This window comes from Pseudomonas glycinis (genome assembly GCF_054871425.1).
The window spans coordinates 1-12,120 of sequence record NZ_JBTYHF010000003.1; the positions used below are offsets into that span (position 1 = coordinate 1).

Annotated in this window: 10 protein-coding genes; 8 read left to right on the forward strand and 2 right to left on the reverse strand. The window is 60.7% G+C overall.

Features of this window, described 5'->3' with window-relative positions:
* Positions 1 to 90: 90 nt before the first annotated feature.
* Entirely contained in the window at positions 91 to 1,584 is a 1,494-nt protein-coding gene (locus ACYSTU_RS07750) for a CoA-acylating methylmalonate-semialdehyde dehydrogenase (RefSeq protein ID WP_103306253.1), read from the reverse strand.
* Positions 1,585 to 1,658: 74 nt separating this feature from the next.
* Positions 1,659 to 3,008, reverse strand: a complete 1,350-nt coding sequence (aptA, locus tag ACYSTU_RS07755) for an omega-aminotransferase AptA (RefSeq protein WP_016771806.1) — start codon at positions 3,006 to 3,008, stop codon at positions 1,659 to 1,661.
* 137 nt (positions 3,009 to 3,145) lie between these two features.
* On the opposite strand from aptA, the gene ACYSTU_RS07760 reads away from it, so the two are divergent.
* The 8 genes from ACYSTU_RS07760 to ACYSTU_RS07795 all read left to right on the forward strand — a co-directional run bounded on the left by ACYSTU_RS07760 (position 3,146) and on the right by ACYSTU_RS07795 (position 11,989).
* Positions 3,146 to 4,066 carry a LysR family transcriptional regulator gene (locus ACYSTU_RS07760; RefSeq protein WP_346621941.1) on the forward strand — a complete coding sequence of 307 codons (921 nt, stop codon included), beginning with the start codon at positions 3,146 to 3,148 and terminating at the stop codon, positions 4,064 to 4,066.
* Positions 4,067 to 4,181: 115 nt separating this feature from the next.
* Positions 4,182 to 5,570: a uracil-xanthine permease family protein gene (locus ACYSTU_RS07765; RefSeq protein ID WP_041479656.1), complete on the forward strand. Its 1,389-nt coding sequence runs from the start codon at positions 4,182 to 4,184 to the stop codon at positions 5,568 to 5,570.
* 88 nt (positions 5,571 to 5,658) lie between these two features.
* Positions 5,659 to 6,309 carry a TetR/AcrR family transcriptional regulator gene (locus tag ACYSTU_RS07770; protein WP_016771809.1) on the forward strand — a complete coding sequence of 217 codons (651 nt, stop codon included), beginning with the start codon at positions 5,659 to 5,661 and terminating at the stop codon, positions 6,307 to 6,309.
* Between the two features lie 7 nt (positions 6,310 to 6,316).
* Positions 6,317 to 6,898, forward strand: a complete 582-nt coding sequence (locus ACYSTU_RS07775; protein WP_122601542.1) for an IMPACT family protein — start codon at positions 6,317 to 6,319, stop codon at positions 6,896 to 6,898.
* Positions 6,899 to 7,432: 534 nt separating this feature from the next.
* Positions 7,433 to 8,980 carry an ABC transporter ATP-binding protein gene (locus tag ACYSTU_RS07780; protein ID WP_498997245.1) on the forward strand — a complete coding sequence of 516 codons (1,548 nt, stop codon included), beginning with the start codon at positions 7,433 to 7,435 and terminating at the stop codon, positions 8,978 to 8,980.
* A gap of 13 nt (positions 8,981 to 8,993) precedes the next feature.
* The gene (locus tag ACYSTU_RS07785) at positions 8,994 to 10,100 is read left to right on the forward strand and encodes an ABC transporter permease (RefSeq protein WP_498997248.1); all 1,107 of its coding nucleotides are present in this window, start codon (positions 8,994 to 8,996) and stop codon (positions 10,098 to 10,100) included.
* On the forward strand, positions 10,100 to 11,026 hold the full coding sequence (locus tag ACYSTU_RS07790; protein WP_041479652.1) for an ABC transporter permease: 927 nt from the start codon (positions 10,100 to 10,102) through the stop codon (positions 11,024 to 11,026). The genes ACYSTU_RS07785 and ACYSTU_RS07790 overlap by 1 nt, the downstream gene beginning before the upstream one ends.
* 276 nt (positions 11,027 to 11,302) lie before the next feature.
* Complete coding sequence (locus ACYSTU_RS07795) at positions 11,303 to 11,989, forward strand: SDR family oxidoreductase (RefSeq protein ID WP_039764086.1); 687 nt, start codon at positions 11,303 to 11,305, stop codon at positions 11,987 to 11,989.
* Positions 11,990 to 12,120: the final 131 nt, after the last annotated feature.

The following is a 12,120-nucleotide window of genomic DNA, read 5'->3' on the forward strand; positions in this document are numbered from 1 at the left end:
ACCTATTTTCATATTTCTGTCATATCGGTAAAAAAGCCCCGAAAACGCGAAGGCCGACCTGAAAGGTCGGCCTTCTGCACATCCAGCTACTTATAAGCTAGGGAATGCGAACTGCGAAGCTTCATGGCTTGCACGCTGCGGCCAGCGCTGGGTGATCGCCTTGCGACGAGTATAGAAGCGCACGCCATCCGGACCATACGCGTGCAGGTCGCCAAACAGCGAACGCTTCCAGCCGCCGAAGCTGTGATAAGCCACCGGCACCGGCAGCGGAACGTTGACGCCGACCATGCCGACTTCGATCTCGTCGCAGAACAGCCGCGCCGCTTCGCCGTCACGGGTGAAGATGCAGGTGCCGTTGCCGTATTCGTGATCATTGATCAGTTGCATCGCCTCTTCCAGGCTGTTCACCCGTACCACGCACAGCACCGGCCCGAAGATCTCTTCTTTATAGATGCGCATCTCTGGAGTGACGTTGTCGAACAGGCAGCCACCGAGGAAGAAGCCTTCTTCATGCCCCGCAACGCTCAAACCACGACCATCGACCACCAGGGTCGCGCCCGCCGCCACACCGTCGTCTACATAACCGCTGACCTTGTCACGCGCCTGACCGGTAACCAACGGCCCCATGTCCAGACCGCACGAGGTACCCGCACCGATTTTCAGCGCTTTGATCTGTGGAACCAGTTTCGCCACCAGCGCGTCCGCGACCTGATCGCCAACACAAACGGCCACCGAGATGGCCATGCAGCGTTCGCCGCAGGAACCATAAGCCGCGCCCATCAGTGCGCTGACCGCATTGTCCAGATCGGCATCCGGCATCAGCACCGCGTGGTTCTTCGCGCCGCCCAGTGCCTGAACGCGTTTGCCGCGCTTGGTGCCTTCGGCGTAGATGTATTCGGCAATCGGCGTCGAACCGACGAAGCTCAGCGCTTTGACTTCCGGCGCTTCGATCAACGCGTCCACCGCCGTCTTGTCACCATGAACCACACTCATCACACCTTTCGGCAACCCGGCTTCCAGCAGCAACTGAGCGATCAGCAGCGTCGAGCTTGGATCGCGCTCGGATGGCTTGAGGATGAAGCAGTTGCCGCAGACGATCGCCAGCGGGTACATCCACAGCGGCACCATGGCCGGGAAGTTGAACGGGGTGATACCGGCCACAATCCCCAACGGCTGGAAGTCCGACCAGGCATCGATGTTCGGGCCGACGTTGCGGCTGTACTCGCCCTTGAGGATTTCCGGGGCGGCGCAGGCGAACTCGACGTTCTCGATACCGCGCTTCAATTCACCGGCAGCGTCTTCCAGGGTCTTGCCGTGCTCTTCGCTGATCAGTTGCGAGATGCGCGCCTCGTTCTGCTCAAGCAGTTGCTTGAAACGGAACATCACTTGGGCGCGTTTTGCCGGCGGCGTGTTGCGCCAGGCCGGGAACGCGGCCTTGGCGGCATCGATGGCTTTCTGAATGGTGGCCTGGCTGGCCAATGGCAGTTTATGGATCGCCTGGCCGGTAGACGGGTTGAACACATCCACCGCGCGACCGTTCTCGGTCACCAGTTCGCCATTGATCAAATGCGGGATAACGCTCATCGAACACTCCTGAATTCTGGTCAGCAGGCGCCGCAAGAGGCGCCTGTTGTTTCGTACATATATAGAAGGAAAAATCAGTCGAGCTTGTTCAGCACTTCGCCGACCGCGTCGAACAAACGATCGAGGTCTTGCGGCTTGCTGTTGAAGGTTGGGCCAAACTGCAGGGTGTCGCCGCCGAAGCGCACGTAGAACCCGGCTTTCCACAGGGCCATGCCCGCTTCGAAAGGACGCACGATGGCATCACCGTCACGCCCGGCAATCTGGATCGCGCCGGCCAGGCCGTAGTTACGGATGTCGATGACGTTCTTCGAGCCTTTCAGGCCGTGCAACGCGTTCTCGAAATGCGGCGCGACTTCGGCGACGCTCTGCACCAGGTTTTCCTTTTGCAGCAGATCGAGTGCCGCAAGACCGGCGGCACAGGCCACCGGGTGCGCCGAATAGGTGTAGCCGTGGGGGAATTCCACGGCGTATTCCGGCGTCGGCTGGTTCATGAAGGTCTGGTAGATCTCGGAGCTGGCAATCACCGCGCCCATCGGAATCGCGCCGTTGGTGACTTGTTTGGCGATGCACATCAGGTCCGGGGTCACGCCGAAGCTCTCGGCGCCGAACATCGAACCGGTGCGGCCGAAACCGGTGATCACTTCATCGAATACCAGCAGGATGTTGTGCTGATCGCAGATCTCGCGCAGACGCTTGAGGTAACCCTGCGGCGGAACCAGTACCCCGGCAGAGCCGGCCATCGGCTCAACGAACACCGCAGCGATGTTGGAAGCGTCGTGCAGTTCGATCAACTTCAGCAGCTCATCGGCCAAAGCAATACCGCCCTGCTCCGGCATGCCACGGGAAAACGCGTTGCTCGCCAGCAGTGTGTGCGGCAGGTGATCGACATCCATCATCGCCTGACCGAACAGCTTGCGGTTGCCGTTGACGCCGCCGAGGCTGGTGCCGGCGATGTTCACACCGTGGTAACCACGGGCGCGGCCGATCATCTTGGTCTTGGTCGCCTGGCCTTTCAGGCGCCAGTAAGCACGGACCATTTTCACCGCGGTATCGGCGCATTCGGAACCGGAGTCGGTGAAGAACACGTGGTTCAGATTGCCCGGGGTCAGTTCGGTGATTTTCTCTGCCAGCTGGAACGACAACGGATGGCCGTACTGGAAGCCCGGCGAGTAATCGAGGGTGCCCAGTTGTTTCGCAACGGCTTCCTGAATTTCCTTGCGGGTGTGCCCGGCGCCGCAGGTCCACAGACCGGACAGCGAGTCGTAGATCTTGCGGCCCTTGTCGTCGAACAGCCAGCTGCCTTCAGCGCCGACGATCAGACGCGGGTCGCGCTGAAAGTTGCGGTTGGCGGTGTACGGCATCCAGTGCGCGTCCAGCTTCAGTTGGCTGGCCAGTGGCGACGGCGCGTTTTCAGGCATGTTCATCGGGCAAAACCTCGCAGGGCATAAGCGTCAGGGAGATGGAAAGCGTTGTTGCAGCTAAATTGCCACGGCGATAAAGTCGGTGAAATCCAACTCTTCTAACCTTCAGTTAGATCATTGCTAAACAAAGAGAACAAGAAATGAGCAGCCGCCGCGCCGATCCATTGGCCCAGGTCAGTGATTTTGATATTCGCCTGCTGCGGATTTTTCGCAGCGTCGTGGAGTGTGGCGGCTTCTCCGCAGCGGAAACCGTGCTTGGCATCGGCCGCTCGGCGATCAGCCAGCAGATGAGCGATCTGGAGCAGCGCCTCGGCTTGCGCTTGTGTCAACGTGGCCGGGCCGGATTTTCCCTGACCGAGGAAGGTCGTGAGGTGTATCAATCAGCGCTGCAATTGTTGAGTGCGCTGGAAAGCTTCCGCACTGAGGTCAACGGTCTGCACCAACACCTGCGCGGCGAGCTGATCATCGGCCTGACCGATAACCTCGTCACCCTGCCGCACATGCGCATCACCCACGCCCTCGCGCAATTGAAGGAACGCGGGCCGGATGTGCAGATCCAGATCCGCATGATTGCGCCGAATGAAGTCGAGCAAGGCGTGCTCGACGGGCGTCTGCACGTTGGCGTGGTGCCGCAGGCAAGCGCATTGTCGGGACTGGAATATCAGCCGTTGTACAGCGAGCGTTCGCTGCTGTATTGCGCGGTGGGTCATCCGCTGTTTTATGTCGACGACAAGCAACTCGATGATCAACGCCTCGACAGTCAGGACGCGATTGCGCCGACCTTTCGTTTGCCGGCGGAGATTCAGGCGCATTATCAGGCGCTCAACTGCACCGCCAGTGCCTCTGACCGTGAAGGCATGGCGTTTCTGATTCTGACCGGGCGCTACATCGGTTACCTGCCGGATCACTACGCCAATCTTTGGGTACAGCAGGGGCGCTTGCGTGCGCTCAAGGCCGGCACGCGTTTTTACGATTTGAGTCTGGCATCGGTCACGCGCAAGGGGCGGCGCCCTCATTTGGTGCTGGAAAGTTTCCTCGACAGTCTGGCCGCGACGCGATAGATAAGCGCGCAGAGCCCAGCCCGTCTGGGCCTCATCGACAGAATCGAGGAATAACCTGAGCAAGTGGACAGGTTTTTGCAGAGAAGGGATAACTCTCCTTCAAGAAGCCAAAGCCATGCAGCCAGATTCCGACTCGTCCAGTGAACTGATCTACGGCCTCAACGACCGCCCCAAACCACTCGCCGCCATTCTCGCCGCGCTGCAACACGTGCTCGCCAGTTTCGTCGGCATCATCACCCCGCCACTGGTGATCGGTTCCGCGCTCGGGCTGACCGCGCATCTACCGTACCTGATCAGCATGGCGCTGATGGTCTCGGGCGTCGGCACCTTTATCCAGGCGCGGCGACCGTTCGGCATTGGCGCGGGGATGATCTGTCTGCAAGGCACCAGTTTCGCGTTTCTCGGTGCGGTGCTGTCGGCCGGGTTTCTGGTCAAGCAGCGCGGCGGCAGCCCGGAAGATATTCTGGCGATGATTTTCGGCGTGTGCTTTTTCGGCGCAATCGTGCAGATCGTGCTCAGCCGTTTCATCGGTCAGTTGCGCCGCGTGGTCACACCGCTGGTGACCGGCATCGTCATCACGCTGATCGGCATCAGCCTGATCAAGGTCGGCATCACCGATCTGGGTGGCGGCTTCAACGCGCCGGACTTCGGCGCGCCGGGCAATCTGGCCTTGGGCGTGTTCGTGCTGCTGACAATCATTCTGCTCAACCGCTCGAATACGCCATGGGTGCGACTGTCGGCGATCATCATCGGACTGGTGCTCGGCAGCCTCGCGGCGTGGTTCAGCGGGAAACTGGTCCCGCAGCCGTTGCCTGACTTGCCACTGGTGAGTTTTCCTACGCCATTCAAGTTCGGATTCAACTTCGACTGGACGGCTTTCCTGCCGGTCGCGCTGATTTACCTGATCAGCACCATCGAAACCGTCGGCGACCTCACCGCCAATTGCATGCTTGCCCGCCAACCGATCAGCGGCCCTTCTTATATAAGCCGCTTGCGCGGTGGCGTGCTCGGTGATGGTGTCAGTTGCATGATCGCGGCGACTTTCAGCGCTTTCCCCAACACAACGTTCGCGCAGAACAACGGCGTGATCCAATTGACCGGCGTTGCCAGCCGCTACGTCGGTCTGTACATCGGCGCGATTCTATTCTGCCTCGGCCTGTTCCCGATGATCGGCGCGGTGCTGCAACAGATCCCGAAACCGGTGCTGGGCGGTGCGACGCTGGTGATGTTCGGCGCAGTGGCGGCGGCGGGCGTACGCATTCTCGCGCAGTCACCGCTGGACCGGCGCAGCATGTTGATCATCGCCACTTCGTTCGGCGTCGGCCTCGGCATCGCCGCGCAACCGAACCTGCTGCACCTGTTGCCGAAACTGGTGCAGAACCTGTTCGACTCGGCGATCACCAGCGGCGGGCTGACGGCAATCGTCCTCTGTCTGTTGTTGCCGGAAGGCAAAACCGCCGAGACAAAAAGCCCCGCGTCATTGAACAAGATCGAACAGGCGTAACTGTTTTTCCGCGCCAGGACTTGTCGGATGCCTGTGGGTGCGCTATCAACGCAACTGGTTGCACCCACAGACAATCCCGGAAGTGCCTATGACCTTTGAAGTCCCAGCCCACGGCGGCAAACCCGCCAGCCGCATTCGTCAGAAGAACGAAGAGACCATTCTCAAAGCCGCCGAAGACGAGTTCGCCCGTCACGGGTTCAAAGGCACCAGCATGAACACCATCGCGCAGAATGCCGGGCTGCCCAAAGCCAACCTGCATTACTACTTCACCAACAAGCTCGGTTTGTATGTGGCGGTGCTGAGCAACATCATCGAGTTGTGGGACAGCACCTTCAACACCCTTACTGCCGAGGATGACCCGGCCGAAGCGCTGACCCGCTACATCCGCGCGAAGATGGAGTTCTCGCGGCGCCAGCCACAGGCCTCGCGGATCTTCGCCATGGAAGTGATCAGCGGCGGCGAATGCCTGAGCGAATATTTCAATCAGGATTACCGCACCTGGTTCACCGGGCGCGCGGCGGTGTTTCAGGCGTGGATCGATGCGGGCAAAATGGACCCGGTCGATCCGGTGCATCTGATTTTCCTGCTGTGGGGCAGCACCCAGCATTACGCCGACTTCGCCACACAGATCTGCCGCGTCACCGGGCGCAGCAAATTGACCAAGCAGGACATGGAAGACGCCGGCAACAACCTGATCCGCATCATTCTCAAAGGCTGCGGCCTCACTCCTTCTCTATAAGACGTTTATGCCTTTCACCCTCAGCGGTTTTTGCGAGTACCGCGAAGAGATTCGCAAAAGCCGTTTCATCACTCTGGCGACGCCGATCAGCAGCCCCGCCGATGCGCAGGCGTTTTTCGAGCAGCACAGCGATTTGAATGCCACGCACAATTGCTGGGCGTGGAAACTCGGCGCGCAATACCGCAGCACTGACGACGGCGAGCCGGGCGGCACTGCCGGCCGCCCTATTCTGGCGGCGATCGAGGCGCAGGACTGCGATCAGGTCGCGGTGCTGGTGATTCGCTGGTACGGCGGCATTCAACTGGGCACTGGCGGCTTGGCCCGGGCCTATGGCGGTGGCGCCAACAAGTGCCTGCAAGCGGCGGACAAAATCGAGCTGATCAGCCGCGTGCCGCTGAGTTGCGCCTGCGGATTTGCCGAGTTGGCGCTGGTGAAATTGCGCGTGGCGGATCTCGGTGGATTGGTGGTGGAGGAGAACTTCACAGCCAATGGCGTTGAGTTGAAGCTAGCGGTGGGGGAAGCGCTGATCGAAGTGTTGCAGAGTCAGTTGGCGGATCTGAGCCGGGGGCGGATTTTGTTGCAGCGGTAGGCTGCGATCTTTTAGGGCATCCCTCGTTTTCCTTATTCCACAGACTTGCCCACACCTGCTGTGCACCCGACTGTGGATAACCTGAGCACACACCGCTGTAACCCTTCTGTCATGCGGCTTTGCGCGATTTGTTCAATTTTCGTTCAAATGACCCGACGAAAGGGAAATCCAGCGTAAAAACAAACAGTTACCTTCGTTTATCACCATTAGAACAAAGCATCGCAGTGCTTATGCCCACCCTCGGCGCTTGCGCACAATTACTGTGGAGCAACCTGTGGATAAGCCGTTCATGACCGCCGCAGCCGCTGGATCTGTCTGGCTCCCAGGCAGTTGCTCGTTTTTTAACCAACTGCAAGCGGGCAAAACTGGAGCCTGTTCAATGGCTTTGCGCTGAATTGGTGCTCGAGAGAAAGACAAAACGCCCGCCGATGCGCTGCTGTCGGCACTTGCGGAATGGCTCCGCAAGCGTTCCTGACTCAATGGCCAGGAAATTGCTTTATCCACAGGCACAACTCCAAGTCAGTCGAGCCTGTCATGTCCATCGCCCCTTCCCCACCGCGCCTGCAACTGCGCCAGATCAGCAAACGCTACCCCGGTTGTCTGGCCAACGACGCCATCGACCTGAGCATCGCGCCGGGTGAAATCCATGCCCTGCTCGGTGAAAACGGCGCGGGCAAAAGTACGTTGATGAAGATCATTTACGGGGTCACCCAGTGCGACAGCGGTGAAATGCTCTGGGAGGGGCAGCGCGTGCAGATGCGCAATCCGGCGCAGGCGCGGCAGTTGGGCATTGGCATGGTGTTCCAGCATTTCTCCCTGTTCGAAACCCTAAGCGTGGCGCAGAACATTGCCCTGGCGATGGGCGCGGCGGCCGGCACGCCGAAGCAACTGGAGCCGCAAATTCGCGAAGTCTCGCGGCGTTACGGCATGGCGCTGGAGCCGGAGCGACTTGTCCACAGCCTGTCGATCGGCGAGCGCCAGCGGGTGGAAATCATCCGTTGCCTGATGCAGGACATTCGCCTGCTGATTCTCGATGAGCCGACCTCAGTACTGACGCCGCAAGAGGCGGACGAATTGTTCATCACCCTGCGGCGCCTTGCCGCCGAGGGTTGCAGCATTCTGTTTATCAGCCACAAGCTCGGTGAAGTGCGCGCCTTGTGCCACAGCGCCACGGTGCTGCGCGGCGGTCGGGTTGCCGGGCATTGCGAGCCCGCCGAATGTTCGGACCAGCAACTGGCGCAAATGATGGTCGGTGAAGCGGCGGCTTTGATTGGCGAGTATCCGAAGGTCAGCGGTGGCGCGGCGTTTCTGCAGGTGCAGGGTTTGAGCTGGCACAACCCGGATCCGTTCGGTTGCTCGCTGACCGACATCGACCTGCAAGTGCGCAGTGGTGAAATCGTCGGCATCGCTGGGGTCGCGGGCAATGGTCAGGATGAATTGCTCGCCCTGCTCAGCGGCGAGCAGCCCTTGCCTCGTGCGCAAGCGGCGACCCTGCGCTTCGCAGATAGAAACGTCGCTGACCTGCGCCCGGATGCGCGGCGCAAACTCGGTCTGGCCTTCGTGCCGGCCGAACGCCTCGGCCACGGCGCGGTGCCGGAGTTGAGTCTGGCCGATAACGCCCTGCTCAGTGCTTTTCAGCACGGACTGGTCAGCCACGGGTTGATTCAACGAAGCAAAGTCGAAGCGCTCGCGCAACAGATCATCCAGCGCTTCGGCGTGAAAACCCCGGACACGCAAACCGCTGCGCGCAGCCTGTCCGGCGGCAACTTGCAGAAATTCATCCTCGGCCGGGAAATTCTTCAGCAACCGAAACTGCTGATCGCCGCGCACCCGACCTGGGGCGTCGACGTTGGCGCCGCCGCCACCATCCATCGCGCGTTGATTGCCCTGCGCGATGCCGGCGCGGCGATTCTGGTGATTTCCGAAGACCTCGATGAGCTGTTCCAGATCAGCGATCGCCTCGGCGCGCTGTGCGGCGGGCGTCTGTCGGTTCTTCAAGACACCGGCCTTACACAACTGAGCGATGTCGGCGCGTGGATGGCCGGCCAGTTCGATCACTCACCTCGCGCCGCTTCGGTTTAACGGAGTTTCAACCATGCTGCTTTCTCTCGAACCCCGTGGCCAGCAATCGCGCCTGATGCTGTGGTGCTCGCCGTTATTGGCGGCGGCCTCGACCCTCGGCTGCGGCTCGCTGTTGTTCATCGCGCTGGGCCACGACCCACTGCAAACCTTGCACACACTGCTGATCGCACCGGTCAGCGATTTGTATGGCGTGTCTGAATTGCTGGTCAAGGCGCTGCCGATTCTGCTCTGCGCACTGGGCCTGGCCGTGGCCTATCAGGCGCGGATCTGGAACATCGGCGCCGAAGGCCAACTTCTACTTGGCGCCTTGGCCGGCAGTGCTCTGGCAGTGAACGTTATCGACATGCAAAGTCGCTGGGCGCTGGTGCTGATTCTGCTGACCGGCACGCTGGCCGGCGCCGCATGGGCCGGGCTCACCGCATGGCTGCGCACGCGCTTCAACGCCAACGAAATCCTTACCAGCATCATGCTCAATTACATCGCGTTGAACCTGCTGCTGTTCTGCGTGCACGGGCCGTTGAAGGATCCGGCGGGCTTCAATTTTCCCGAGTCAGCGATGTTCGGCGACGCCAGTCGCTTGCCGCTGCTGCTGGAGGACGGCCGCGTGCATGCCGGCGTGTATTTCGCCCTGCTCGCGCTGGTTGCGGTGTGGGTGTTGTTGCAGAAAAGCTTTATCGGCTTCCAGATCAAAGTGCTCGGGTTGGACAAACGTGCGGCAGGTTTTGTCGGCTTTCGCGAGAAGCGCCTGATCTGGCTGGCGCTGTTGATCAGCGGTGGTCTGGCCGGGCTCGCCGGGGTCTGCGAAGTGACCGGGCCGATCGGCCAACTGGTGCCGCAGGTGTCGCCGGGCTATGGCTACGCGGCGATCACCGTGGCGTTCCTCGGACGGTTGAATCCGCTTGGCATTCTGTTCTCCAGTCTGCTCATGGCGCTGCTGTACATCGGCGGCGAGAGCGCGCAGATGTCGCTCAATCTGCCGCAAGCGATCACCCAATTGTTCCAGGGCATGATGCTGTTTTTCCTGCTCGCCTGTGACGTGCTGATTCTCTATCGGCCACGCCTGAAACTGCGCTGGACCCGGCGCGCCTCGACCCCTGCCGTAACCGCCGGAGCGCTGTGATGGATATCGATCTGTTGAGCAATATTTTCTACGCGATGGTCCGCTGCGGCACGCCGCTGTTGCTGGTGGCATTGGGTGAGTTGATCTGCGAGAAAAGCGGCGTCCTCAACCTTGGCCAGGAAGGCATGATGCTGTTCGGTGCGGTGATCGGTTTTATCGTCGCGCTGAACAGCGGCAACCTGTGGCTGGGTGTGCTGCTGGCGATGTTGGCCGGGATGTTGTTGTCGTCACTGTTTGCCCTGGTCGCGCTGGTGTTCAACGCCAATCAGGTGGCCACTGGGTTGGCGCTGACGATCTTTGGTGTCGGGCTGTCGACATTTGTCGGTGCGGCCTGGGTGGGTAAGCCGCTGGCAGGTTTCGAGCCTCTGGCGATTCCGTATCTGAGTGAGATCCCGCTGATCGGGCGGATGCTGTTTGCCCAGGATCTGCTGGTGTATCTGTCGTTCGCGCTGTTTGCGCTGGTGGCGTGGGTGATCATCAAAAGCCGTGTCGGCCTGATCATTCAGGCGGTCGGTGAAAACCCGGATGCGGCCAGCGCCATGGGCTTGCCGGTGCTGACCGTGCGCACCTTGGCGGTGTTGTTCGGCGGAGCAATGGCCGGGCTGGCCGGGGCTTATCTGTCGCTGGCGTACACACCGATGTGGGCGGAAAACATGACCGCCGGGCGCGGCTGGATCGCTTTGGCGCTGGTGGTGTTTGCCAGTTGGCGGGTGTGGCGGTTGCTGCTCGGGGCGTATCTGTTCGGCCTCGCCAGCATCCTGCACTTGGTGGCACAGGGATTGGGACTGGCGATACCTTCGAGCCTGCTGGCGATGCTGCCGTATGTGGCGACGATTTTGGTGCTGGTGCTGCTGTCCCGCGACGCCGTGCGCACTCGGTTGTATGCGCCGGTTTCGTTGGGGCAGCCGTGGCAATCGGGACATTAGTTGATGTCAGAGCGGGCCTCTTCGCGAGCAGGCTCGCTCCCACAAGGGATCTGAGTGAACGCGGGCAAGCGTGGGAGCGAGCCTGCTCGCGAAAGCGTCCGCACAGGCAACACTTGAACCACGCCTCATGATTGTTTCTGATCAAACACCCTCGAGAAACTCAAGAAGCCTGGAGTATGCTCCGGGGTCAAAGCCTGTTTTCGCCAGGCGCTGCAACTGTGGCGCGGTCAGGCGTGTCCATTGAATCCTGAATGCTGACTTTCAAGGAAACCCATCATGTCTCAGGCAAAAAACGCACTGATCATCGGCGCCTCCCGCGGCTTGGGCCTCGGTCTGGTGAAGACCCTGCTGGGCGATGGCTGGCAAGTGACCGCGACGGTGCGCAATCCGCAGAAGGCCGAGGCGCTGCAAGCGCTGGGTGACGTGCGCATCGAGAAGCTCGACATGGACGATCAGCAAGCGGTGATCGCTCTGAGCCAGAAACTCAAGGGCGAAACCTTCGATCTGTTGTTCGTCAACGCCGGGGTCAAAGGCCCGGACGTGCAGACGCCGGGCGGCGCGACACTGGCCGAGGTCGGGCAACTGTTTTTCACCAACGCGGTGGCACCGATCAATCTGGCCCAGCGTTTCGTCGGGCAGATTCGCGACGGCAGCGGCGTGCTGGCGTTCATGAGTTCGGTACTCGGCAGCGTGACCATGCCCGATGCGCCGGAGCTGGCGTTGTACAAGGCGAGCAAAGCGGCGCTGAATTCGATGACCAACAGTTTTGTCACGCAACTGGGTGAACAGAAACTCACCGTACTGTCGTTGCACCCGGGCTGGGTGAAGACCGACATGGGCGGCGAAGGCGCCGATCTCGATGTCGAGACCAGCACCCGCGGGCTGATCGATCAGGTCAATGCATTCACCGGCAAGGGCGGGCATCACTTCGTCAATTACAAGGGTGAAACGATTGCCTGGTAAGCACTGAAAATCCCGATGTGGGAGCGAGCCTGCTCGCGAATACGATCTGTCAGGTAAATCTGTATCGACTGACATGACGCCTTCGCGAGCAGGCTCGCTCCCACAGGGAGTGATGGTGAATGGTCAGGTGG